The organism is Bellilinea sp. (assembly GCF_034432615.1).
Classification (GTDB): domain Bacteria; phylum Chloroflexota; class Anaerolineae; order Anaerolineales; family Anaerolineaceae; genus Bellilinea.
The window spans coordinates 1-23,499 of the sequence record NZ_DAOUBL010000152.1 but is presented as its reverse complement, the minus strand read 5'-3'; the positions used below and the strand labels follow the sequence as shown (position 1 = coordinate 23,499).

General features: G+C 49.0%; 20 protein-coding genes and 1 riboswitch. Of the genes, 6 read left to right on the top strand and 14 right to left on the bottom strand.

Annotated elements, in window-relative coordinates; translation table 11 throughout:
• Positions 1 to 136: 136 nt before the first annotated feature.
• Positions 137 to 237: riboswitch (glycine riboswitch) on the bottom strand.
• A gap of 78 nt (positions 238 to 315) precedes the next feature.
• Positions 316 to 1,470: a radical SAM protein gene (locus VAE48_RS07180; RefSeq protein ID WP_322792636.1), complete on the bottom strand. Its 1,155-nt coding sequence runs from the start codon at positions 1,468 to 1,470 to the stop codon at positions 316 to 318.
• Between the two features lie 125 nt (positions 1,471 to 1,595).
• On the opposite strand from VAE48_RS07180, the gene VAE48_RS07175 reads away from it, so the two are divergent.
• Both VAE48_RS07175 and VAE48_RS07170 read left to right on the top strand, forming a co-directional pair.
• Positions 1,596 to 2,288 (top strand): class I SAM-dependent methyltransferase, encoded by a 693-nt coding sequence (locus tag VAE48_RS07175; protein ID WP_322792635.1) that lies wholly within the window; start codon positions 1,596 to 1,598, stop codon positions 2,286 to 2,288.
• Between the two features lie 21 nt (positions 2,289 to 2,309).
• Positions 2,310 to 3,032 carry a SpoIIE family protein phosphatase gene (locus tag VAE48_RS07170; protein WP_322792634.1) on the top strand — a complete coding sequence of 241 codons (723 nt, stop codon included), beginning with the start codon at positions 2,310 to 2,312 and terminating at the stop codon, positions 3,030 to 3,032.
• Here the strand turns inward: VAE48_RS07170 and VAE48_RS07165 are convergent.
• On the bottom strand, positions 3,020 to 3,268 hold the full coding sequence (locus tag VAE48_RS07165) for a hypothetical protein (protein WP_322792633.1): 249 nt from the start codon (positions 3,266 to 3,268) through the stop codon (positions 3,020 to 3,022). The genes VAE48_RS07170 and VAE48_RS07165 overlap by 13 nt on opposite strands.
• 295 nt (positions 3,269 to 3,563) lie before the next feature.
• Here VAE48_RS07165 and VAE48_RS07160 point away from each other — a divergent pair, with 295 nt between their 5' ends.
• Positions 3,564 to 4,664: a glycosyltransferase family protein gene (locus tag VAE48_RS07160; RefSeq protein ID WP_322792632.1), complete on the top strand. Its 1,101-nt coding sequence runs from the start codon at positions 3,564 to 3,566 to the stop codon at positions 4,662 to 4,664.
• A 13-nt stretch (positions 4,665 to 4,677) separates the two neighbouring features.
• Here the strand turns inward: VAE48_RS07160 and VAE48_RS07155 are convergent, their stop codons facing one another.
• Positions 4,678 to 4,977: a YciI family protein gene (locus VAE48_RS07155; protein ID WP_322792631.1), complete on the bottom strand. Its 300-nt coding sequence runs from the start codon at positions 4,975 to 4,977 to the stop codon at positions 4,678 to 4,680.
• A 38-nt stretch (positions 4,978 to 5,015) separates the two neighbouring features.
• Here VAE48_RS07155 and VAE48_RS07150 point away from each other — a divergent pair, with 38 nt between their 5' ends.
• Positions 5,016 to 5,687 carry an IMPACT family protein gene (locus VAE48_RS07150; protein WP_322792630.1) on the top strand — a complete coding sequence of 224 codons (672 nt, stop codon included), beginning with the start codon at positions 5,016 to 5,018 and terminating at the stop codon, positions 5,685 to 5,687.
• On the opposite strand, the gene VAE48_RS07145 is transcribed toward VAE48_RS07150, so the two are convergent.
• Positions 5,653 to 6,807, bottom strand: coding sequence for a hypothetical protein (locus tag VAE48_RS07145; RefSeq protein WP_322792629.1), 1,155 nt, complete (start codon positions 6,805 to 6,807; stop codon positions 5,653 to 5,655). The genes VAE48_RS07150 and VAE48_RS07145 overlap by 35 nt on opposite strands.
• 116 nt (positions 6,808 to 6,923) lie before the next feature.
• Between VAE48_RS07145 and VAE48_RS07140 the strand changes: the two genes are divergently transcribed.
• Complete coding sequence (locus VAE48_RS07140) at positions 6,924 to 7,559, top strand: sterol desaturase family protein (RefSeq protein ID WP_322792628.1); 636 nt, start codon at positions 6,924 to 6,926, stop codon at positions 7,557 to 7,559.
• A gap of 71 nt (positions 7,560 to 7,630) precedes the next feature.
• On the opposite strand, the gene gpmA is transcribed toward VAE48_RS07140, so the two are convergent.
• Positions 7,631 to 8,386, bottom strand: a complete 756-nt coding sequence (gene gpmA, locus VAE48_RS07135; RefSeq protein WP_322792627.1) for a 2,3-diphosphoglycerate-dependent phosphoglycerate mutase — start codon at positions 8,384 to 8,386, stop codon at positions 7,631 to 7,633.
• A 70-nt stretch (positions 8,387 to 8,456) separates the two neighbouring features.
• Positions 8,457 to 9,242, bottom strand: coding sequence for a hypothetical protein (locus VAE48_RS07130; RefSeq protein WP_322792626.1), 786 nt, complete (start codon positions 9,240 to 9,242; stop codon positions 8,457 to 8,459).
• A 115-nt stretch (positions 9,243 to 9,357) separates the two neighbouring features.
• Between VAE48_RS07130 and VAE48_RS07125 the strand changes: the two genes are divergently transcribed.
• The gene (locus tag VAE48_RS07125; RefSeq protein WP_322792625.1) at positions 9,358 to 10,161 is read left to right on the top strand and encodes a YdcF family protein; all 804 of its coding nucleotides are present in this window, start codon (positions 9,358 to 9,360) and stop codon (positions 10,159 to 10,161) included.
• A 5-nt stretch (positions 10,162 to 10,166) separates the two neighbouring features.
• Here the strand turns inward: VAE48_RS07125 and VAE48_RS07120 are convergent, their stop codons facing one another.
• From VAE48_RS07120 to VAE48_RS07085, 8 genes are all read right to left on the bottom strand, one after another.
• Positions 10,167 to 11,321 carry a lycopene cyclase family protein gene (locus VAE48_RS07120; RefSeq protein ID WP_322792624.1) on the bottom strand — a complete coding sequence of 385 codons (1,155 nt, stop codon included), beginning with the start codon at positions 11,319 to 11,321 and terminating at the stop codon, positions 10,167 to 10,169.
• Entirely contained in the window at positions 11,308 to 12,339 is a 1,032-nt protein-coding gene (add, locus tag VAE48_RS07115; protein ID WP_322792623.1) for an adenosine deaminase, read from the bottom strand. Before add ends, VAE48_RS07120 begins: the two co-directional genes overlap by 14 nt.
• On the bottom strand, positions 12,320 to 14,338 hold the full coding sequence (locus tag VAE48_RS07110; RefSeq protein ID WP_322792622.1) for a S9 family peptidase: 2,019 nt from the start codon (positions 14,336 to 14,338) through the stop codon (positions 12,320 to 12,322). Before VAE48_RS07110 ends, add begins: the two co-directional genes overlap by 20 nt.
• Before the next feature lie 49 nt (positions 14,339 to 14,387).
• On the bottom strand, positions 14,388 to 15,704 hold the full coding sequence (locus VAE48_RS07105; protein WP_322792621.1) for a glycosyltransferase: 1,317 nt from the start codon (positions 15,702 to 15,704) through the stop codon (positions 14,388 to 14,390).
• A complete protein-coding gene (locus VAE48_RS07100) occupies positions 15,658 to 17,922 on the bottom strand; it encodes a glycosyltransferase family 4 protein (RefSeq protein ID WP_322792620.1) in 2,265 nt (754 codons plus the stop codon). The genes VAE48_RS07105 and VAE48_RS07100 overlap by 47 nt, the downstream gene beginning before the upstream one ends.
• A gap of 105 nt (positions 17,923 to 18,027) precedes the next feature.
• Positions 18,028 to 20,850 (bottom strand): molybdopterin-dependent oxidoreductase, encoded by a 2,823-nt coding sequence (locus tag VAE48_RS07095; protein WP_322792619.1) that lies wholly within the window; start codon positions 20,848 to 20,850, stop codon positions 18,028 to 18,030.
• Positions 20,847 to 21,734 carry an FAD binding domain-containing protein gene (locus VAE48_RS07090; protein WP_322792618.1) on the bottom strand — a complete coding sequence of 296 codons (888 nt, stop codon included), beginning with the start codon at positions 21,732 to 21,734 and terminating at the stop codon, positions 20,847 to 20,849. The genes VAE48_RS07095 and VAE48_RS07090 overlap by 4 nt, the downstream gene beginning before the upstream one ends.
• 176 nt (positions 21,735 to 21,910) lie before the next feature.
• Positions 21,911 to 23,461: an ABC transporter ATP-binding protein gene (locus tag VAE48_RS07085; protein ID WP_322792617.1), complete on the bottom strand. Its 1,551-nt coding sequence runs from the start codon at positions 23,459 to 23,461 to the stop codon at positions 21,911 to 21,913.
• Between the last annotated feature and the right edge of the window lie 38 nt (positions 23,462 to 23,499).

Sequence of the window (23,499 nt, the reverse complement as noted above, 5' to 3'; positions counted from 1 at the left end):
ACCTCCTGTTGGATGATGATTTGATAAAACACAGAGGACATACCAGACAAAGGTATGTCCTCTGTTATAAACCTGTGAGATTCATCCCGAATTTCGAGATTTGCTCCATGGGTGCACGTTGTGCTTTTCAGAGGAGAATTCACTCGGGGTCCTTTTACCTGAGAGATTCGGCAATTTACAATAATGCCTTGCCCCTTCGGTGCCAATTTGGGTTTTGGTCTCTTCCCCGAATGCTGGAAGAAATGAATTCAGATTATCTGATAAAAATTATACCAAAAACAAAGGTGGATAAATATACCCTTTTGAGGACAAATTTCACCAGAAAGAGGGCTGGTTGGTTATTTTTCTTCCATTTAGCAGAATAAAGGGAGAAACCCGCTCAACGGGAATGCCCAATTGTCGCAATTCCACTTCAGATTTTATTTTTGAATTGCGGCGAAATTGGACGATTCGGCGGGCTGTTTTTGGCCCAATACCGGGTATTCGCAACAGGTGGAGGAAATCGGCTTTGTTTAACTCAACAGGCTGGTGAAGAAGATGAGTTTGTGCCCAAATCGTTTTTGGATCCTGTTCAAGTGGTAAATTACCCGATTCGGTATATTGAAAGTCGCTTGTGGAAAAGCCGTAATCCCGAATTAAAAAGGAGGCCTGATAGAGACGAAGCGGACGCAGGGGATTTTCCGGAGGCAGGTTTTCTAAAGGGGTATCCGGAATGGGGGAAAAGCGCGAATAATAGATGCGGCTTAGCTTTAAGCGCGTGTATAAGTAAAAAGAGGTTTGCAGGATTTCTGTATCTGTTTCCGCTGTTGCACCGACGACCAGTTGAGTGACAATGGAAGGAAAACGGTCATTTGTGGTTGAATGCTGCACGCTTTGGCGAAGTTCCTGCGCCCATTGCAGGAGTTGCATCAACTCTTCCTGGAATTTTTTTCGTGGGGCAAGATCCTTCAACCGTTCTGGATTTGGGGCTTCCAGATTGACCGACACCCGTGTGGCTAATTGTAATGCGCGCAATACCTGATCTTTTTCGGCGCCGGGCATTAATTTCAGATGTAAATATCCTTGATGTTGATATTTTGTTCTTAGAATTTCTGCAGTATCTAAAATCTTATCCTGGGTTCGAATTCCACCCCCCACCATTCCGGAACTGAGAAACAATCCCTGTACCAGACCGGCTGCAGACATTTGAGAAAAAATTTTTGCCATTTCGATGGGTTGTAAGGTAGCCCGGCGCAGATCGCGGCCAGCACGAAATGGGCAATACAGGCAATTTTTCTCGCAGGCCGAAGTCAAAAGGGTTTTGAGGATTGGTGTGCGACTACCCCCAGATTTTTTTGCCCAAAAAATCTCTGGAATCTCTCTCGGGCGGGTTTTGGGGGAATAGCAGGCAGGTGGAGCGCCGGGAGGTTCATCCAGTTCAAACTCGGTCTGTTCTGTCAAAAGGTGGAGGTTGGTGATGGTTGTGTCCATAACCTTATTATAGAACATAATTTCATAATAATCAATAAAACCTGTGTCGAATTTTGTAGGAACAGTATAATTTTGGAAAATCAAATTGAAATGAACCGAAAGAAAATCAGGAAATAAGGAAAAAAATGAGCCTGGTTGGATTGGCGTATAAAATCTGGAACCGCCTTTTGGTATGGTTTTTCCATTTGCTCTATCATCAATTTGCTTTTGCCTATGATTGGGTAGCAGTTTTGGTTTCCGGTGGAAAGTGGAAGGATTATGTTTTGAATAGCGCTCATTTTATTTCTAGAGATCCGATCCTGGAATTGGGATTTGGCCCCGGCTACTTACAGGAATTTTTTCTCAGCCAGGAAAAGAAAATATTTGGGGTGGATGAAAGCCGCTTCATGAATCAACGGGCCAGAGAACGTTTGCAAAAAACAGGTTTCACCATTCAACAATTGGGTTTATGCCGGGGAATAGCGCAAAATCTACCCTTTAGAAGTGAATCATTTTCAACGATTGTGGCTACTTTTCCAACCCCCTACGCTTTGGATATCAGCACCATAGAGGAATGCTGGCGTGTGCTTCAGGATGGAGGGAGGGTTGTGATCCTGCTGGGGATGAGGCAAGGCGGCAACTCTTTGTATAGTCGTTTCTTGCGATGGCTTTTTGGCATTACTCGTCAAACGACCGGGGATTCAATCATGCAATCCGTATGGGCCGAACGGTATCTTCAGCAGGGATTTCAGGTTGAGCAGGTGTGGATACCCTGTCAGGGGGATCAATTATGGTTCCTGCTGGCAGAAAAAGGAACAACACCCTTTGCGAACGGTTGAAATACCTGTAAAATCAATGCTATGGAAATACAAATTGCAGTGGCCAAAGCGACCAAATTCGGATCATTAGAAAGTGGTGATTCGGTGGAGATTATCGAGCGCCCCAATGGGGGTTTATCGGTGGTCATGTGCGATGGACAAACTTCAGGCCGGGAAGCGAAGATGATCTCAGGCATGGTTGTCCGCAAAGTAATTGGTCTGATTGCTGATGGCATTCGGGATGGGGCAGCAGCTCGTGCGGCTTCTGACTTGCTTTACACCGAACGCAATGGTCAATACCCGGTATTTTTGAACATTTTGAGCGCCGATTTGCAAAGCGGGACAATAGTCCTCTCACGGAATAATCCGACCCCGATTTTTGTCGCTCAGGATAACCACATTGAATGCCTGGCAGGTGAAACTCAACCGATTGGCACCGCCCGAAATATCCGCCCGTTAATTTCTGAAATTACTTTGACGCCGGGAACGACAGTGGTCATGTACACCGACGGGATTGCCAACGCTGGACTGAAATCTTCCGGGTTGGGGTTGGATATTTGCACTGCACTGGAAGCGGTCATGGATGAAGAAAATCCCAGCGCAGATCGAATTGCCGATTCAATTTTAGGGCAAGCCATCCGTTTGGATTTGGGCGAACCCAATGATGACATGACCATTGCTGTTTTACGCATCCTGCCAGCTGGAAAAGACCAGATCCGCAGGTTGAGCGTTCGCCTGCCGGTGCCCCCGCATCATGAAGAATGAGATTTTAGGGGACGGGTTATCCAAAGGGCAATTAATAGCAGCAGCAAGCCAGCGCCATCAAAAAGAATAAAGCGGGAGGCGGTGGCACGCAGAACAACTTCGTTTGGGGGAAGCGAATTTCGGAGGAGTGTTTCACCAATCAGACCTATTAATTGCATGAGGTTTGCTTCAATGAGTGAAATTCGGTAGCGGAAGGGGTTCCAACAGGCAAAGAAATAAGGAATGTTCCACATCAAGAACAAGATTCCCAACCCTTGAACCATAACCCTGCCGGAATTCCCCTCCAATTGAAAGGATGGAATGTAAGGATAAGGATATATTATGAAAACCAGGGCAGCCTGCAAATTCCACAAAAGGACTAAACCAATGAGGAGTGAGGTAATCCAGTGTTTTGAGTTGCGCATAGGCAGATGTTCGTCCTTGAAATGATGTTGGGGTAAACTTTACAAAAAAGATAAACTTATAAAAATAAAGAAATAATATAGTAAAATGATTCTTGTTGATGATTAAAGCACAAATATTGGATGGGATATGAAGATTAGTGCAGTGATTTCACCTCATGGGTTTGGGCATGCTTCCAGAGCAGTTGCAGTTATCCAATCGCTTCATCGAACGATCCCCAATTGTCAATTTGATGTGATCACCACTGTTCCGGAGTGGTTTTTCAAGGACTCTTTAAAAGTCGAGGAATATCATTACATTGCCTTTGAAACGGATGTAGGCGTGGTACAGCATTCGCCATTTGTTGAAGACCTGCCCGGCACGGTTGATCGCCTGAAAGGGTTTGTACCTTTTGGGAATCAAAAAGTTGAGTATCTGGCAAATTTGATGAAAGAACGAAAAACCGATCTGATTCTTTGTGACATTTCCCCACTCGGAATCACTGCGGCAAAACGGGCAAACATCCCATCAATTCTGGTAGAAAATTTTACATGGGATTGGATCTATGAAGGTTACCTTGATTTAGAACCACGCTTGACGGATTTCATTCCGCCGCTTCGAGAGGCGTTTGAAATGGCGTCCATTCATATCCAGACCGAACCGGTATGTGAATACAAACCTGCCCACCTGGTTACCCAGCCGGTCTCACGTCTGCCGAGAACGCCACGGGATGAAATGCGACAATCCTTAAGTGTGAGTCCGCACCAGCCGCTGGTTCTGATCACAATGGGAGGAATTCCCCATTTGCTTAAACAATTGCAGCCGCTGCACAATTTCACGGAGGTTGTTTTTGTCATCCCCGGCGCAAGTGAGCGATATGAACAATGGGGTAATCTGCTATTATTGCCGCATCATCACCCCTATTATCATCCCGATCTGGTCAATGCCAGTGATGTGGTTGTGGGAAAACTGGGGTACAGCACCATAGCGGAGGCTTATCATAGCGGAGTTCCCTACCTCTATATACCCCGTAATCACTTCCGGGAAACATCGCCTTTGGCGGCGTTTGTGGAACGCGAATTAAATGGATTGAGAGTGGAGGAGCAGGATTTTTACAATGGCAGCTGGCTGGATCGGCTGCCCCCAATCTTATCCCTTGCCAGAATAGAACGGGAGCGACTTAACGGCTCAGCACAAATTGCCGAATGGATTGCAGAAAAATTGGGCCTGGGAATATCTCATCTCCAATAAAATCAACAACTTGCTACTGACCGGCTACCCATTTTTCTAAAAAGGGTTGGAATTTCACCGGATTGAATTCAATAAATGAATAATGAGCCGCATTTTGCTGTTGATAAGGATCTTTCGAGAAGAAATTGCGCAACTCTTCTTCTGATTCAGCGCGGGCAATGACGATTCCACCAACTCGTGGGTTTTTGGGGCCAGAGCAAAGAAGATAGCCTTGCTCATAACCGACCTGCAAGAAAGCCCGGTGGCTGGGCAAAATTTCATCAATTGTTTCAATTGGTGCGGTGTATTGAATATCCACCAAAAAATGTTTCATCTTTTTCCATCCTTCCTAAAAGGGGATATACTTGCGGTGTGAGCAAATCCGATGATAACACGAGCTCCCAAAATCTCAAACCTGTTAATGTCCCTGCCCGGCAATGCAGGGCAGAAATAACGGTTCTTAATTCCCGCTTCATTGCCATTGCTGCGCCTGCCTTTTCGGTAGATGAAGCTCGCCATGTAATCCAGGGAATACGCGCTGAATTTCCGGATGCTTCCCATCATGTGCCGGCATACCTGATTGGTCACGGGACAACCACAATTGAGCATTGCAATGATGATGGTGAACCTGCCGGCACGGCTGGCAAACCAGTCCTGAGCGTGTTAAAAGGGAGTGGGATTGGGAATATCGTTATGGTGGTGGTGCGCTATTTTGGTGGTACAAAACTGGGGACTGCTGGGCTGGTCAAGGCTTATCAGCAGGCAGCCAAAGCGGTTCTGGCTGAACTGCCACTTGCGATTCAGATTAAGGCTTGTGAGTTGGTGTGTGATGTAGGTTATTCGGATTATCAAAAAGTCAGGCGTTTGATCGAAAATTTTTCAGGTGTGGTGTTGGAAGAAATTTTCACCGATCAAGTGGCCTTGCATTTTCAGATTCCAATTACCGAACAAAAAGAAGTCGAGCGAGCCCTGCTAGATTTAACGCATGGTACAGCCAGCATTACTGTGGTCAAACCGCTAGTTTTTGTTCTTCGTCCGGCTTGAAATTGATCGCATGATCATCAGCATCGGCCAGACTCGACTCTTGCATGAAACGGCGGCGATAGTTGATCAAACCAAGCAGCAGAGCGAATTCAAAGATGGCATTGATCGAAGCAGAAAACTGATCCAAATAAAAGACCAACAGGTTGACCACCGTAAGGGAAGTTGTCAACACAAGTATCCCAATGCGAATTGCAGATGCTTCGCGTCTGAGTAAAAGAAGGATGGCGGCAGCAAATGAAAAAATTCCGATGGCTGCCTGACTGGCTGCTTTGACAATCAACCAATCAGGTGGGATATTTCCAGGAAGGGTTTGGATGATTTGAATGAATCTTTCTGGTTGACCGTTGATGGTCTGGATGGATAAAAGGGTTAGGTTAAATAACCCCATAATGGAAATGAAACCGTGCCAGATCATGCCACCAATCAATAACAGGAACATCCGCTGGCGGGTAAAAAAGCCTTCCATTGCAGTTACCAGTTGCTGCCAGAGTTTTTGTAAATTGTTTGGTGGCGTTACCGGGCTGGCGAGAATTTCGCTTTGCATGAAACTCAGCAATGATTGTGCTAATCGCACCAGCTTCGTATCGCTTGACGTGTTGATGATATGATTCAATCGCTGGATCAGAAAGGATTTTTCCTCTTCATCGAGGTCTTCATCTAAAAGCTCCTCCATCATGCTGAAAATATGATACAAATCCTCGCGGGTTGTGGTGGGGCGTGGACGGCGAAATTGCGCATAGATCAACACGGTGAGAAGAAAACAGGCGTAAATCAACGGTGCGGCTGGGGGATAGAAGTAATCATTGGTTTGGGTGATGAACTTCCCAATTTCATCAATGAAAAGGCCGAAGCCAACCCCGCTAAATAAGGCTGACCAGAATAATGCCCACCGGTTGGCGTACATGATTGGCAAAAGGGCGGCAGCAAATAAAAACAAACCACCCCAAATTACGTGGGCGATGTGAAGATTGCCAAACTCCACGCGAGGGTAATTGGTTAATTCAAGAAATAAGCGTACCACCAGTACGCTGGCAGCAAAGCTAATCAGCGAAATCAGCAAATATCGTTCGGCAAGCAGCCGCCTGACCGGACTTTTCTTTCGGATGGGTTGCTTATTCACAGGCAGTGATCCCTTTCAATTGTGCCAAACGTATTATATTCTGATTTGTCTTGTGATATACTCCAATTGAATTCTCCCTAAAATTATCGAATAATTCCAGTTCATAAGGTGAGGTTATGGATACCATCAAAATCAACCATAGCGATGAGCCAATTCGCTTGTTTAAGTCTGACTTTCTGGAATTTTTTACGCATATTTCCCCGGTCGTGGTGGTAATTCTCTGGCTGCCGGTTGCCGGGTTTTTCTTTATCAGAGGTGTATGGATTAAACCTCAACCGCTTTCCGCTTTCTTTTTACCGTTTGGTTTCCTGTTGGGATTGTTTTTTTGGAGCCTTGCCGAATATTTGTTGCATCGTTTTCTGTTCCATTACAAGCCCAAAACTCCTCAGCAAGAAAAGATTTTTTATCTCTTCCATGGGGTTCACCATGAACAACCCCAATGTAAGACCCGTTTGGTCATGCCGCCGGTGGTCAGCATCCCCCTCGCGCTGGTTTTCTATGGTTTATACCATGTTCTGTTTGGGGTTTTGCTTCAGGCACCTTTTATGACGGCAATGGTCTTCTCGGGGTTTATTATTGGCTATTTGATTTACGATATCACCCATTATGCCACGCATCACTGGCCGATGCGCAGCGGGATTCTCAAGGCATTGAAACGTCACCATATGCGCCATCATTACAAGACCCCCAATCAACGTTTTGGAGTATCCTCGCCATTGTGGGATTATATTTTTGGAACGAGAGGCGACTAAACTGCAAAGGAAAACGAAAATGGCTGCCGGTTAGATAGAGGCAGCCATTTTTTATTGTTCTCAGGCACTTATTATTCTTTTTTGGCTAGACCCTGGCGGGCAACCGCTTCAGCAGCGGCTTTGACTGCTTCTTCGTCAGCCAGATAGCGGCGGGAAAGGACGTTCAGTTGATCATCCAGTTGATAGGCGAGCGGAATACCGGTGGGGATGTTCAACTCGGTAATGTCTTCATCGGAAATGTTATCCAGGTATTTGACCAATGCCCGCAGGCTGTTGCCATGCGCAACAATCAGGATTTTTTCACCGGCTTTCAGGCGCGGAACGATCTTTTCGTTCCAAAAGGGCATCACTCTTTCCAAAGTCATTTTCAAAGACTCGGTGGAGGGGAGCAGAGCCGGATCAACCTTGGCGTAGCGAGGGTCAAAACGAGGATGGCGGGGATCGTCGAGGCTAAGGGCCGGCGGCGGAGTGGCGTAACTTCGTCTCCAGATATGCACCTGCTCATTTCCGTATTTTGCGGCGGTTTCTGCTTTGTTCAGGCCTTGTAACGCGCCATAATGTCGTTCGTTGAGTTGCCAGGCTCGTTCCACGGGCAGCCACATCAGGTCCATCTCGTCCAGAATGATCCAAAGGGTGCGGATGGCTCGTTTGAGGACAGAGGTGAACACATAATCAAAAGTGAATTTTTCCGCCAGCATCTGCTGACCTGCAAGGCGGGCTTCCTCTTTGCCAATATCAGTCAGGTCAACATCTGTCCAGCCGGTAAAGCGATTCTCCAAATTCCACAGGCTTTGCCCATGGCGCACAAGGACAAGGTTCTCTTTCATGGCTTACTCCTGATCAATTTCGAATTTGTTTCGGAAACATCAAGAAAGATTATAACCGAGAATTGATCGTTTAGCGCAAATTTTCACGATTAACCCGATTGGAAATCAATTTCAACTGACGGGCGCGCAGCATGGAGTACAACAGGAAGATCAGGATGAGTACCGCAACTGCGCCAGCAATGTTTGCAATCATTTCGGATCCGCCCGCTTTGAAGAGAATTCCTGAAAATGCCCAAACAACGACCAGCGGATAGGTGATTGCATTTCGAAAGTGAATCATGGCAATGGCCAGCAATCCACCAACAATAATTACCAGGGCAGTCCATAGCTCTGCGGATAATCCAAACCCGTCCCAATTCCAAGTGTAGAGCAGGACACTTGCATTGGCTATGGTCGCCACAGAAATCCAGCCCAGATACAGGCTGAGAGGAAAATGAATCAAGGTGCGTTCCACAGGTGGTACCGGTTGAATGCCAATTCCCAAACGGGTGTAAATGACCAGTAGTGAGATTAACAATCCAATCATCAAGAACATGGAAAGGGGGATGATACCGTAATGCCAGGCAAAAATCCAGGCGGCGTTGAACAGGTTGGCGGCAATGAACCCAATGCCGATGCGATTAATGTGAGGATTATTCTGCTGTGAGGGGAGAATCTGATAAATTGCAAACCCAATTAATGAGAGGTAGATCAATCCCCAAATGGCGAATACATAACCTGCCGGGGTAAATAAAACCGGAAATGAGTCAGAAATCTCACCGGTGGTACGGTTGTTGATCGGCAAGGCATTCGCCAGAGAATTGACCGTTACCGTGAATACAAGTGTAATCAAATTGAGCCAGCGGATGATTTTCATGCTTTTGTAACTCCTTTGGTAATTTCAATTTAAGAGTATCATAAAAGATATTCCCATGGGTTGATTTGTTAATGTTTAAGATGAGTTGGGAATGAAATTAAGGGAGTGACGTATCATGTTCGTTTTTCTATCCAAGTTTCTACCCTTGTTGATCTATCCACTTGGTCTGGCCTGCATGCTGCTTTTGGTCAGTCTGATCAACCGAATACCGCAATCCTGGCGAAAGAGATTGGTAATTCTTGCGCTTGTTTTATTATGGTTGGGCGGAAATCGCTGGGTGGCTTTCAGTTTGACCTACTGGCTGGAAAGGCAGATAGTTGCTCCCGATGTATTACCTCAGGCAGACGTTATCGTGGTTCTGGGTGGGGGAACCGAGTCATTCGACTCGCCGCGCAGCGGTGTGGAAGTCAATGGCGCCGGTGACCGGGTAATTCATGCTGTGCGGCTCTATCGTCAGGGAATTGCCCCTTACATTTTATTAAGCGGCGGGAATATTGATTGGCTTTCTGCGCGCACAACCACGCCGGCATTTGAGATGAAGGAATTGATGGTTTTTATGGGCGTGCCAGAGGCGGCACTGATATTGCAGGATCAATCTCAAAATACTTCAGAGGATGTGCAGTTTTCCGCCCGAATTTTGAAAGAAAAGCAGCTTGAGAGGGTTGTCCTGGTTACCTCAGCACAACATATGCCGCGATCGGTTGCCCTCTTCCGGGCAGAAGGAATTGAGGTGATTCCTTCACCAGCAGATTATTCGATAACCGATTTGGAATGGCAAAAGTTGTGGCGAAACAACCCGGCAGCTCAATTAATCAATATTTTACCGAATGCCGGATATCTCTCGATGACCACCAGCAGTCTGAAAGAATACCTTGGAATTGTGGTGTATTCTTTGAGAGATCTTTTGAGCGTTCCTTAGCCGGATTACACCCTGCGAAGAACTTTCAAACGCAGCAACGCTCGAATAAAGGGCAATGGCGGCAGGGATGCCAGAATTTTCAGATCTTCAGGAAAACTCTGGTTTTCATCCAAAAATGCAAATACCCGTTGAATGGGGTTGTTTCGGAACAGTTGGGTAAAAATGTGGTGCATTTCTCCGCCATGACGCTGCATTACCTGAAGCATGATGCTGTCAAAAAGGTGATAGCGCGATGGTGAATCGGGAAGGTCAAAAGGATGACCTTGCTGAAGCAAGGAACGCACGATGGCTTCACTATCTTTCTGAATACGTAAGAAAGCATAACCGCTGGAAGGTTTAACCCGCCCGCCCAATGTGCCGACGGCTAAAATGCGCTCACCCAGTTTGCGGGGTAGAGGTTGATCGGACATGGGAATCACGCCGTTTTCCACGGCTTTGATCCGGAATTCTTTTATCTTCAAAGTGTCTGCTATGTAATTTTGAAGAGCGCTATCATATTCTTCATCGGTCAACAGTTCAGGTGAAAAGAGGGTGTATTCAACCATTGCTTCCCGTTCCGAAAATGGCAGAATGTACATAAAGCGCATTTGCCCGTCCTGGGGGATGCGAAAGTCGAAAAGGGTTGGCATTTGTGGGTCGAAGCAGCGAGTACTGGTTTCTATTTCCCAACCGCGAAAATGTTGCTTCAGATAATGATAGCGACGGGGTTGTTTGGTAATTTTTTTGGGATCATAAAGGCTGCTGAATACCCATTTGCCTTCAAAAGCCATGCCGTTTAGCGAAACCGAGGCATGCTCCTGGTCTTCTTGGATCCGGTCTACTTCTCCATATTCAAATCGAACATTTGGAAAGCTACTCAGCCGGTCATAGGCATGACGGTAAAAATCAATCCCTCGAATCAGGTAGTAACAGTAGGGTGAAAGGACATAAGTCTTTGAAAAATTTAACCCATAAAATGCCAGTCTATCCCAGGTGCGGAATGTTGCCGTTGGATACGGGCTGGGATGAACTGACCAAAAACACCATGTGCGGTCATTGGTGCGTTTTGGCTCACGGTCGAGAATCAAAATTTTACGGTCGGGAAAGGCTTGCGCCAGACGAAGCGCCAGACTCAAGCCGGCTGCACCGCCGCCAGCCAGGATAAAGTCATAAATCCCCATACGAAGGCAACGCGCCTTTCTTTAAAAGAAGTTTGGATTTTTCCTGAGCTGAAAGGAAAGATGCTTGGAGTGCGTTCTTTTGTAATTGACGAATCTGCTCTTTGTTCAGGCCGGCCTGCGGAGCAGCGACATTGTATTCGTATGGCAGCGTGATGGCGCTGATGCCGGGATCATCGGTATTCAGAGTTGTGCAAATTCCCCGATCCAAAAAGAGGCGCACGGGATGCTCTGCGTAATTTTTTACCGTTGAGGTCTGCACATTGCTGGTCAGGTTGACTTCAACCGCAATGCGCTGGTTTGCCATGTAATCCAGCAATCGTTCATCTTTGACTGCCTGAACGGCATGACCAATCCTCTCCGCACCTAGTCGTTGAATGGCCTGCCAGATGCTTTGCGGGCCGTCGGCTTCGCCGGCATGAACTGTAACGTGTAAGCCAGCATCGCGGACAAGGGAAAAATGAGAATCGAACCACTCGGCGGGGAAGTGAGCTTCATCACCGGCCAGGTCCACCGCCACAAATTCCTCACGGCGGGAGAGGATGGCTGCCAGTTCATGATGACAAATGTCTGGACCGTAGGTTCGGCTGAGAATGCCAATCAGGTTGACTGGCGTACCTGTGTCCCGGCTGGCGGCGCGCACGCCGTCCACCACCGCGTCAATAACCGCAACCGGGTTCAGGCGATGGGTTTCTGCCATAAACCAGGGCGAAAAACGGAGTTCGGCATAATCAATGCCTTCTTTTACCAAATCCTCAACGCATTCATAAGCCACTCGGCGGCAGGCATCCTCATTGACAAGGATTTTCGTCATCCATTCAAAGCGGGCAATGAATTCCATCACGCCCGGTTGGGCATCTGTCACCTGCACATAAGGGCGTAAACCTTCAACGTCCTGAGCAGGAAGGGGCAAACCGTGGGTATGGCTTAATTCCAGTATCGTTTCCAGGCGGACACTGCCATCCAGGTGACGATGAAGATCAATCAGCGGATAATGAGGATCAATGAGATTGTTGTTCATCGAGCAGATATTTTTTAAACCATCGAGCAATGTGATTCAAGCGGAGTATACGCCGGTCGGTTCGACCACCGCGCGAGAGGCCATGAAATTCTTCTGGAAAACGCACCATTTCGGTGTCCACACCCAAGCGTTTGAGGGCTACATATACCTGTTCGCCCTGTTCGATTGGGCAGCGTAAGTCCATTTCGTTGTGAATCACCAGCGTGGGGGTTTTGGCATTTCCAATGTGGGCGATTGGTGAACGCTGCCAGTAGTAGTCTAAGGCTTCAAAAGGTGGTTTATCGTTTAGTTCACGCTGGAATACCCAATTGAAGTCACTGGACCCCCACATGGAGATAAAATTGCTGACACAACGTTGAGTGACCGCAGCGCGAAAACGTTGGGTGTGACCGATAATCCAGACAGTCATGTAGCCACCGTAACTGCCGCCGGTTACACCCATGCGGGTTGTATCAATGTACGGTTTTTGGGCGATGAAATCAGCCCACGCCATCAGGTCGGCGTAGTCGCGGTCACCCCAATTGCCGTGAATAGCGGCGGCGTGTTGTTCACCATAACCGCGTCCGCCACGTGGATTGCAAAAATAGACGACGAAGCCCTGAGCTGCCAGATAGTAAAATTCGTGCATGAAAAGTTTTCCGTACTGGGTCAGCGGACCACCGTGAATTTCCATGATCGAGGGGTATTTTTTTTGAGGATCAAACTGGGGTGGCTTGAGGATCCAGCCTTGCAGGTCGTTATGGTCGGGTCCTTTGAACCAGACTTCTTCGATTTCTCCAAGATCAACTTTATCCAGTAAATCCCGGTTAAAGCGGGTCAGGACGCGCTGGCTGCCGCTGGAAAGGTCCAAGAGCATAACCTGAGCGGGATCCTGAAAAGTGCCCCATAAACCGGCGATGCGAGAACCGGCGCGGTCCAGACTATGCGTATGAAATACCCCGCCCTCACCGAGGATGGTTTCCAAACCGCCGCCATCGCGGCCAATTTTCATCAGAATACTCGAACCATGCAGGGTTACGGGAAAGTACAATGTTTGGCTGTCCGGGCTCCACAGGGGCGGGTTGGTTACTGCACCGCCAATGTCATTAATCGTCCAGGCACTGACGTTTAGGTCATAGGATTCGGTCAAGTTTTTAGCGGGATGTGATTCGTCAGTGGGTATTACCCACAAGCCGATGTTCTTGAACCCCTTGCCGATCCCTTCCTGACCGTAGTATGCCAGCCATTTCCCATCCGGTGAAAACCGCAAGGAAAACTTGTTGCCGGGCGGTGTTTGCAGCCGGCGGGCTTCGCCGCCGTTGGCCGGCATCAGAAAAATGTCATCCAGGTCTGGGTTTGAATCCGGATCATCGCTCCGGTTGGAGATAAACGCAATCCATTTTCCGTCTGGAGACCAGTCGGGAAAGTTCTCATCCCAAACCGGGTGATCGGTCAATTGAGTGGCCTTGCCGGTGGCTGCATCCACTACCCATAAATGCCAGCGCTCATGCGGGAGATAACCATAACCGTCCAGCTTGTAGAACAAGCGGTCGTAATGACGGGCAGGGGTGCTGAGATCCTTTAGGGCGGGATCTTTTTGCCGTTGGAGAACTTCTTTGTCAATTTTCCTTACCGTACAAAGGATTTTTTTGCCATTCGGTGACCAGAGGATTTCTCCAATTTCACCTTCCAGTTGGGTGAGCGGACGGGCTTCACCGCCATGAAAAGGAATTAAGTACAGTACAGGGGGTTTGTCCTTGTTCTGGCGGTTGGAGAGAAAGGCAATTTGCGACCCATCCGGCGACCAGACGGGGTGATGATCGCTTTGATCGCCAAAGGTAAATTGGCGCGGTTGACCGCCCTCCACCGGAACCAGCCATAGGTTGGAATATTTCTTTTCACTTTTCTTCTCTACTCGCTGCAGGGAGAGAATGATGTTTTTGCCATCCGGAGAGATGGTTGTGCCGGATGGCACCTGAAATTGATAGAGATCTTCAGCGGTGATGTAACGCTTTGCCATTTGGCTGCTCCTTTACTGGGATTTGGGTTGGTGCGGAAATACGAATTGGTTAGAGCAGGGATAAAATTGCTTCAGCTAAATAAAATGCTCCGCGGTTTTGACTGAATTCTGACCAGATTTTCAAGGAGGAATTGAACTCCCCGGATAGTGACAATGTAATTTTACTCGCTAAATCTTCAGGAAGAAAGTTATTGGGGTCAACAACCTTACCCAGTGAAAACCGCTCAGCGTCGTGGGCGATAGCGAACTGATCACTGGAAAAGGGAAAAATGATCATCGGCTTGGCGTGGTAGAGTGTTTCGGTAAATGTGTTGTTCCCGCCGTGGTGAATGACCAGGTCTATGTAAGGGAGAAGGGCAGTTTGAGGGAGAAATTCGCGCAAAATGACGCGGGGATCGTTGAATTCAGTGTATTCTGAGGAGTGAGATCCAATGGCGGCGATCAATAATGCGTGGGGAAATGCTGCTATCACCGTTTGCAAAACCTTCTTGAGCACATCCATGCGTGCTGACAGAAAGGTGCCAAAGCTGATCAGGATTTTGGGTGAGGCATGGCGGTTATTATGGATGATCTCCCGCCACTCCGGATCGAGGGAGGAATTTGGAGAAAAACAGTGCCCGGCGAACCATTTTTTCGGCTGTATGCGCTGGAGGTGCAGGTGACCGAAATCAGGGTAATTGAACAGAATTGCCTGTGAGGAAGCCAAACCAAAAGCATTCTCAACCTGCGCCTGGTTGGGGGCGTGTTCTTCTAAAAACCGGTTAAAAATGGCCGTAAATTCCTGCTCAGTCTGTTGCGCCAGCAACTTCAACCTGTGGATAGCGCGGCTGCTCGGTTGAATGGCAGATGGGAAAGCATACGGAACGCCAAAAGTCTGGTCTTCGATAGGAATATAGGTGGGATGTCCGGGACAAAAGGTGAGAAAAGGGTATCCCAAAGCGTATAGGGAGAGCGTGACAGCATAGTTTAACTGGTCTACCAGATAGAGCGAAGGCTGCCAGATACGCTGAAGTTGTTGAATCTGGTGATATATCGGCAGAGGATCGGGCAGCATGTCTAAACGGCGGTGTTTTGTCTGAATCAACAGTGTGGGTATTGCCCCGCGCTGGGTTGCTCTGAAAAATTGCTGCAAGCGTTGAGCCTCACGGTGGTTTTGGCGGGTTTGTTCTGCGATGCCGGTATTGGCATTTGGACTGATTTCTAATGGTGTAAAGTTCAACCCGGCGGAAGTCACTTGAGTTTCAAAGGATGGCGCAGTTGCGAATATGACCTGAACGCGGCCGGAGGATTTCAGGGCTTTGGCAATCGTTAGCAGCGGGTTAAAGTGTGAGTAAAACGGCGGGCTGATAATCAGTATGGTTTTCATGGTGCGTTTTGGGAATGGCAAAAGATACCGTTTTGAGATAAAGATCAGCCAGTAACCGTGCAATCGAGCGGATATCATAATTCTGGCGTATGGTTTGCTGTCCTCGTGCAGCAATAGTTTTTAATTTGTGTTCCTCCACAACCAGGATCTCCATCAGTTTTTGTTCAATATTCTCGGATTGGGATGTATCCATCAGAAATCCGTTTTCTCCATCCCTGATGTAACTGGAAAGTCCGCCTGCCTGAGGACCCACCACCAGCCAGCCGGCTGACATGGCTTCCAGTATGGCAATGCCGAACTCCTCTTTGAGACTTGAACAGACATACAGAGGCGGCTGGTTTAAGGGATAATCATCTGCCAGATGTGTTTCCAAAGCCCGGATTTGATGGTTGGGAAGGGCGGGGAGAAGAAAAAAGTTGGAGCGGGCATGGGGATATTTTTCCAATAAGTGGTTAATGGACCGAAGCATTTTTTCTTCTGTGGGGGTTGGATTGACCGGAGACCCGCCGATTAGAATCAGGTCAACGCTTTTCCATAACCCGGAATTCAGCCATGCTTCAACCAGCAAGTCTTGCTGTTTAATCGGACTTAGGCGACCGACATTTAAAATCAGGCGACGGCGACTGTGGGACAAATCCTCTTTTGAACGTCCGATTTTGGTCAATAGGAGTTGAATTTCCTCTTGAGCAACCATGGCAGGGGGGGCAATTTCAATTCCTTCGGGGATGAGAGCAAAAGTTTTTTGGCGAATCAGTTGAGGAAGTTGCGGAAAATAGGGGAGTAAATCGGCGATTCCCATTCGAGATGGCAGAATTACGACCGAAGAAGCCAGGTGAAGAAGTTGATCAGCAATCAGCACACGGGAAAGCGCGGCATTTAAGGATTGATAATCTTCCTGCTGCATGGGGGAATGGATTTCCAAGCGCTTTTCAAGGGCGCGGTGAGGGTCGGCAGTGAGGGTTAATATGGTCTTGATATTCATCTCCAGGGCAATTTCAGCCACAGTGCGGGTTTGAATATCGTTGAAGCGCAAATGAAAGGCATCCGGTAAAAGATGGATTTCCCGTAGAATGAGGCGGAGGAGGGTTTTTATCTGCAAGGGATGGCTCAGGAAATCGTCGCGGGAAATCCACTGGTTATCATGAATCGGGAGATTAACCCGCAGATGGCTTTGATCCCCGCTGACCAATGGTATTCCAGAATCGCAAGAACCCGGCACGGTGACGAAGGTGATGATGCGTTCGATATTCTCATTTTCTGCAAGGGCATTACCGAGTTGACTGAGGAAAGTAGACAAACCGCCGCTATCGCCAACTCCCGGTTGATCAATGGAGCCGTGAAACATGAATTGAGCGATGGTTATGCCCGGGTTATCTTTATATGAGTAAGTCAATTTTTGATTGATAAGGATTAATTCATTCAGAAAGGTTTTGAGACGGCTGACTGAACTCGTCTTTTCTGGTTGAAGTTCATTAAGAACCTGAAAATACAGGTCGAATAGGGAAGGCTGTATTTGGCGCATTGAAAGCCAGACCGCCACATTGAGCGGATAGGGGAATTCGGTCTGCTGGAGAGTTTTTTCTACCCATTGCGCCAGGACATTGGAGTTGTGATGCGAAGCGAGATATTCCAAAAATCCAAATGCAACCGATGGAAAAGCATGATAACGATTCAAAAGAGAACCAACCAGGGAATCGGGCAGTGCCAGTTCGGGGTGGAGGGATGCCAGTGTCAGAAAGGCAGTTGTGCGCTGAGGAGAAGTTTGTGGGTTTTCTAATAAGGAGATCAGGCGATTGGCAAGAGGATGGAGATCAGAAAGCGTATGCAAGTTTTGTTTGAACAGCTGAACAATCAGTGAGTTGTTTAATGAATGATCGCTGATCCAATCCAGCATTTGAACGGTCAAATTGACCGAAGGATTGCGGAGCAAGCCTCGCAGAATGGCGGAACGGTGGAATTCGTTTGAAACAATCGCGAGGGTATGTTCAATTTCGGTTGAAGTGACTTTCTTAACACTCCACAACCTTTCCAGATTCAACCACTCCTGGAGCAGATTTTCACCTGAAACCGGAAGACATAGCCAATGGTTAAGATTTTTTGCCCGTTCAAGGGTGAAAAGTTGATGGCGGTGAAAACGAAATGTGCTATCCGATGTCCCAATCAACGGTGTGGGCAGGGGATTGCTTTGATAACCTCTGGCTGAACGGTTGAGTTCCATAAAAATTCCTCTCACGTCTAAAACGAACGTTTCTATACGTTCATTTTAGCGAGTGAGAGGAGGAAAGTCAGCCTTTTTGGTTGTTTGTATAACCTTTGTACAATATCAGACCGATGCAGTCTTTTCCTTCAGCGCCAGCAAGATTTTTTCCTGATCTATAGGGATATGGTCGAAGCGCACGCCTACGGCATGATAAACCGCATTGGTAATTGCCGGAATGGTCGGGATGAGAACGATTTCCCCGACTCCTTTGGCCCCGAAAGGCCCTTCGGATACCGGGTGTTCTACCACAATCGGGATGATTTCGGGCGTGAGGGTGATTGAAGGCATCCTGTAGCGTGCCAATCGGTCGGTGATTACGCGGCCCTGTTCCACGATGAAGTTTTCGGTCAAGGCATGACCAATGCCCATGATGGCCCCACCCTCAATTTGACCGCGCAAGCCAAGCGGGTTGATCGCAGTTCCAACATCGTTGGCAATGATCAGCCGTAAAACCTTTACTTCGCCTGTGCGCGTGTTGACCTCCACCTCCGCAGCCTGTGCGGCGAAGGAAAAAGCAAAGTGCATATCCCCTCCCTGTCCCAAGGGTCGGGTGGCGGGCGCCCAATAGGTGTAGGAGGCGAGCGGCTGCCGGCCGGATTCGATCATTTGCTCTGCCAGATGGGAAAGACTGACTTGTTTTCCATTCACTTGAGCCAGACCTTCAATGAAGCGGATTTCCTGAGGGGGGACATCGTAGCGCTCAGCCAGCTCACTGGTTAACAACTGGCGCAGTGCGCGGGCGGCGTGGCGAACCGCATTGCCGGTGACAAAAGTCTGGCGCGAGGCGGTGGTCGGCCCGCCATCCGGGGTCAGGTCGGTATCCATGAGCAGTACATCAATCTGACGTGGGTGCTGGTTGAGCTCTTCCGCAGCAATTACCTGCAGGACGGTGGGCAAACCCTGTCCCAATTCAGCGGAAGACGAACGCACTTGAAAAGTACCGTCGCGGCGCAGTTCGACCTCCGCACCAGCCTTGTCGGGAGCGCCGCCGCCCAAACCGGTGTTCTTGTATCCAACCGCAAAACCCCAGGCACGTACCAGATGAGGGGCACCCTCCACCCGCTTTGGTGTAAAGGGATCACCGCCGCTCAAACGGTTCATTTCGGCTTCGACCCTTTCAATGCATTCCATTAAACCAACGCTTTCGCGCAGCACCTGCCCGGTGTTGGTAACACTGCCAACCCTCAAGGCGTTCTTCTTGCGCAATTCTACCGGATGGATGTTGAGGGTTTCAGCAAGAGTATCCATCATCGATTCGATGGCAAAGGCGGATTGCATCACGCCAAAACCACGAAAAGCACCAGCAGGCGGGTTGTTGGTGTACATGGCGTAACAATCGGCTTTGACGTGCGGAACCTCATACGGGCCGGAGGAATGGGTGGTGGCGCGGGTCAGAACTTTTTCACCCAGGGAAGCATAAGCACCCGTATCCCCAAAAAGTTCAGTTTCGACTGCTGTCAGCCTTCCATCTCGCTTTGCGCCAACTTTGACACGGATCTGGGTGGCGTGACGTTTGGGATGGACGATCAGGCTTTCCTGACGATCAAAGAGCAGTTTGACCGGGCGACCGGTGGCTTTTGCCAGAAGGGCAGCATGGATTTGACCGGCAATATCTTCCTTGCCGCCAAAACCGCCCCCAATCAGTTGACCGATAATCCGCACCTGATCTTCGGGCACCCCCAGCGCCCGCGCGACCTGATTGCGGTCCGAATAAGGTATTTGCGAGCCGACATAAATTTCCATGCGTCCTTCCGGCGTCAAGCGGGCAATACTGCACTCGGGTTCCATGAAGGCATGGTCATGCATGGGAGTGTGGTAAGTGTGTTCCAATATAACATCGGCCTGTGCAAAACCTTCTTCAACATCCCCCTTGCGTACTTTGATGTGTTTGAGGAGGTTGCCGTTTTTGTGAATGCGCAGGGCATCTTCCTGAATGGCTTTGACCGGATTATCAATTACCGGCAGGGGTTCAATCTCTGCTTCAATCAGTTCCAGCGCCTGAGTGGCAATTTGACGGGTTTCGGCGGCTACAATTGCCAGCGCATCACCAACGGTGCGGATTTGCTCCCCCACTCCAACCAGGATTGGCCAATCGGGAATGACCAGCCCATGATAATGCTCACCGGGGATGTCCTCGGCGGTGAGGACGGCAGCCACCCCCGGCAATCGGCGGGCTTTTTCAACATCCAGTTTGCGTAAAATTCCGGATGGAATGCCGGCTCGCTTAACGCGGGCGTGAAGCATGTTTTCGAAGATAATGTCATCCGTGTAAACTGCTTTGCCGGTGACTTTGGCGATGGCGTCCGGGCGAGACTGCACCGTTCCCACAAACTGCCCCGCGTGGCTGGAAGGTTCTACCGATGGAGGGGGGATGGGCTGACCGGTTTGTAATGTCTTCGCGGCGGCTTTGATGGCGTTGATGATGGTGGGGTATCCGGCGCAACGACAAAGTGTGTCTTTGAGGGCGTATTTTATTTCCTCTTCGCTGGGCTGCGGGTTGTGCTGCAGTAAAGCATAAGAGGTCATGATCTGACCGGGGATGCAAAAACCGCATTGAACTGCACCATATTCAATAAAGGATTGCTGCAACGGGTGAAGAGGTATCTGCCCACCATCTGGGGCAGGGGTCGAATGAATTTCAGAAAGCCCCTCAATAGTGAGGATGTTTGCTCCGTTGGCTTTGGCGGCCGGAAAAGAACAGGACAATACCGGTTCACCGTTAAGAATTACCGTGCAGGCGCCGCATTCGGCTTCACCACAGGCAACTTTGGTGCCGGTCAGTTTGAGACGATAGCGCAGTAAATCCGACAGCATTTCGCCGGGGATTTCCGGCAAGTGATAAGTTTTTCCGTTGACTGTGACAGTCAGTTGATTTTGGTCGTTCATACCGCCTCCAATTCAAACGCCCGTTGCCAGGCTTTACCAATAACTTCTTCCAGCAGAACTTCACTGAGGTGATGCCGATATGCGGCACTGGCGCGCATTGCGCTGCTGCGGAATTTGATGGACTGGTGAATGGCTTCCTTTGCTTTCTTCAAAGTGTCCAAATCAGGGGTTTTACCGATTAATTCCTGTTCCACCAGAACGGCGCGAAGAGGCACCGGTCCGGAGGGGCCGATCGCAATGTGGATGTCACGGATGACTTGCACGTCTCGTTCCATCCAGACGGCCATGTTCAAAATGGGCAGGGCTACCCCCTGGGGACGCATTACCCGACTGAAGGCAGAAGATTGACCGGACTGGCGCAAGGGCAGGTAAAAACCCACAATAATTTCTGAACTCAGGTCGAGGGTTGACTGCCCGGGACCTGTGAAAAGTGTCTGGATGGACTGAAAGCGGCGGCCGGCCGGACTGGCGATTTCTACCTGTGCATCAAATGCAAACAGCGAAATCATCCCATCCGCTGCCGGCAGAGCATGAGCCACATTGCCGCCAAGGGTGGCCGTATTTCGAACCTGAGGGCCGCCAATTAAACCGCACGCTTCGGCAACGGCGCTAGCATGGTATCGTACAAGCGAAGATTCGGTGATAACTTTGACGGGAACGGCAGCGCCGATGAATAATTGATTCCCAACTTCTTCCAGACGAAGTAATTCGGGAATGCGGGTAACATCCACAAGCGTGTGTACCGGTTGATGATGTCCCTGTTGGATTTCCAGTAAGAGGTCGGTCCCGCCGCCGATTGGACGGGCTGGGCCGGGAGCAGAAGTCAGATAGTAGATTGCTTCTTCAATGCTTTGGGGAATGACATATTTTTGCCAGATATTCATCGGATCGGTGGACTCCTTTAGGAAGGCGGCACTTTTCGACGGACTCATCCCGGTCCGACGCCGGTCCGGCTTTCTGCCGGATTCCGACCACCGATTCTTTATACTATTTTACGATATTTTTCGTCAAAATTACAGTACTTCTGGCTCAATTCTTCTCAGTTCAAGAATTAAGCAAGTCAAACCTGGGTTCTTTCACGGATGCCGGCCATCATCAGACCCAATTCCTCGGTTGTGGCGCTTTTACCGTCCACAATTCCAACAATTTCTCCTTCGTAGATGACAGCAATACGATCCGAAAGGGCGCGAATTTCATCCAGGTCCTCGGAGATTAAGAGTGTGGCAGTTCCGGCTTCGCGTTGTTCGAGCAGCCGTTGATGGATGTACTCGGATGCGCCAATGTCAACCCCGCGGGTTGGCTGTGAAGCGATGAGCACTTTTGGTTTGCGGGAAAGTTCACGGGCAAGGATCATTTTCTGGATATTCCCGCCGGAAAGGTTTTTTATGGGTGTATCAATAGAGGGGGTTTTTACATTGAATTCCTGGACGAGGCGTTCAGATACCTGCCGGATGCTGCGAAAGTTGAGAAAAGTTCGCGAAGAAAACGGCGATTTTGCGTGATCTTCAAGGATGAAATTATCCGCAACACTGAAATCCTTGATGGCACCGTCTTTCATGCGTTCTTCCGGGATGTAGGATTGGCCGGTCGCGATCCGCACGGAAGGGGAGGCATGTGTCACATCCACGCCGTTGAGAATGATCCGCCCGGCTTTAACCGGTCGCAAGCCAGCCAGAGCCTCTGCCAGTTCCCTTTGCCCGTTGCCCGAAACACCCGCCAGTCCTAAAATTTCACCACTGTGGACTTCCAGAGAAACACCCTTGAGCGCGTCAGTCCCTCGATCCCCACGCACAACCAGATTTTCAACTTTCAATAGAATGTCGCCCATCTTGAGGGGTGACTTCTCGTATTGAAGAATGACCGGCCTGCCAACCATCATTTGCGCCAGTTCGGTTTTTGTGGCGCCCGCCGTTGGACGGGTACCCACCACCTTGCCGTCACGCAATACGGTAACACGCTGACTGATGGCAAGGACTTCGTGAAGTTTGTGGGAGATGAAAATCAGCGCATGTCCTTCGGTTGCCATGCGGCGGAGGGTTATGAATAAATCATCCACTTCTTGTGGAGTGAGCACGGCAGTTGGTTCGTCCAGCACTAACAGTGCAGCACCGCGATAAAGTGCTTTGAGGATTTCCACCCGTTGCTGTTCACCAACCGAAAGCTGCCAGATGTAGGCATCCGGGTCAACTTTAAGATTGTATTGCTGGCAAAGCATGTCAATCCGTTTTCGCACGCGGTCAAGGTCCAAAATTACTCCGCGAGAGGAAGGCAATCCAAGCGCAACATTTTCCACTACCGTCAGGTCGGGTACCAGCATGAAATGCTGATGAATCATGCCGATGCCGGCAGCAATCGATTCCTTGGGGGAATGAAAGTTGACTTCCTCACCATTGATAAAAATTTTGCCTTCATCGGGGCGGTAAAGGCCATAAAGCTGTCGAACCAATGTGCTTTTGCCTGCGCCATTTTCACCGAGCAGTGCATGAATTTCACCGGCTTTGACATCAAAATTGACATGGTCATTTGCCAGAACGCCAGGAAAGCGTTTGACAATGCCCTCCATGCGCATTTCTTCAATCTTTTTGTGACCCGTCGGGAGCAAATCACTCATTTTTCACTTCCGCAGAGAAGGGGTGGCTTGAATGGAAG

What these genes read in the sequence shown, in the direction of transcription:
- VAE48_RS07180 (WP_322792636.1), bottom strand. Translation starts at nt 1,470, where the DNA reads ATGGACACAACCATCACCAACCTCCACCTTTTGACAGAACAGACCGAG.
- VAE48_RS07175 (WP_322792635.1), top strand. Translation starts at nt 1,596, where the DNA reads ATGAGCCTGGTTGGATTGGCGTATAAAATCTGGAACCGCCTTTTGGTA.
- VAE48_RS07170 (WP_322792634.1), top strand. Translation starts at nt 2,310, where the DNA reads ATGGAAATACAAATTGCAGTGGCCAAAGCGACCAAATTCGGATCATTA.
- VAE48_RS07160 (WP_322792632.1), top strand. Translation starts at nt 3,564, where the DNA reads ATGAAGATTAGTGCAGTGATTTCACCTCATGGGTTTGGGCATGCTTCC.
- VAE48_RS07155 (WP_322792631.1), bottom strand. Translation starts at nt 4,977, where the DNA reads ATGAAACATTTTTTGGTGGATATTCAATACACCGCACCAATTGAAACA.
- VAE48_RS07140 (WP_322792628.1), top strand. Translation starts at nt 6,924, where the DNA reads ATGGATACCATCAAAATCAACCATAGCGATGAGCCAATTCGCTTGTTT.
- gpmA (WP_322792627.1), bottom strand. Translation starts at nt 8,386, where the DNA reads ATGAAAGAGAACCTTGTCCTTGTGCGCCATGGGCAAAGCCTGTGGAAT.
- VAE48_RS07130 (WP_322792626.1), bottom strand. Translation starts at nt 9,242, where the DNA reads ATGAAAATCATCCGCTGGCTCAATTTGATTACACTTGTATTCACGGTA.
- VAE48_RS07125 (WP_322792625.1), top strand. Translation starts at nt 9,358, where the DNA reads ATGTTCGTTTTTCTATCCAAGTTTCTACCCTTGTTGATCTATCCACTT.
- VAE48_RS07120 (WP_322792624.1), bottom strand. Translation starts at nt 11,321, where the DNA reads ATGGGGATTTATGACTTTATCCTGGCTGGCGGCGGTGCAGCCGGCTTG.
- add (WP_322792623.1), bottom strand. Translation starts at nt 12,339, where the DNA reads ATGAACAACAATCTCATTGATCCTCATTATCCGCTGATTGATCTTCAT.
- VAE48_RS07110 (WP_322792622.1), bottom strand. Translation starts at nt 14,338, where the DNA reads ATGGCAAAGCGTTACATCACCGCTGAAGATCTCTATCAATTTCAGGTG.
- VAE48_RS07105 (WP_322792621.1), bottom strand. Translation starts at nt 15,704, where the DNA reads ATGAAAACCATACTGATTATCAGCCCGCCGTTTTACTCACACTTTAAC.
- VAE48_RS07100 (WP_322792620.1), bottom strand. Translation starts at nt 17,922, where the DNA reads ATGGAACTCAACCGTTCAGCCAGAGGTTATCAAAGCAATCCCCTGCCC.
- VAE48_RS07095 (WP_322792619.1), bottom strand. Translation starts at nt 20,850, where the DNA reads ATGAACGACCAAAATCAACTGACTGTCACAGTCAACGGAAAAACTTAT.
- VAE48_RS07090 (WP_322792618.1), bottom strand. Translation starts at nt 21,734, where the DNA reads ATGAATATCTGGCAAAAATATGTCATTCCCCAAAGCATTGAAGAAGCA.
- VAE48_RS07085 (WP_322792617.1), bottom strand. Translation starts at nt 23,461, where the DNA reads ATGAGTGATTTGCTCCCGACGGGTCACAAAAAGATTGAAGAAATGCGC.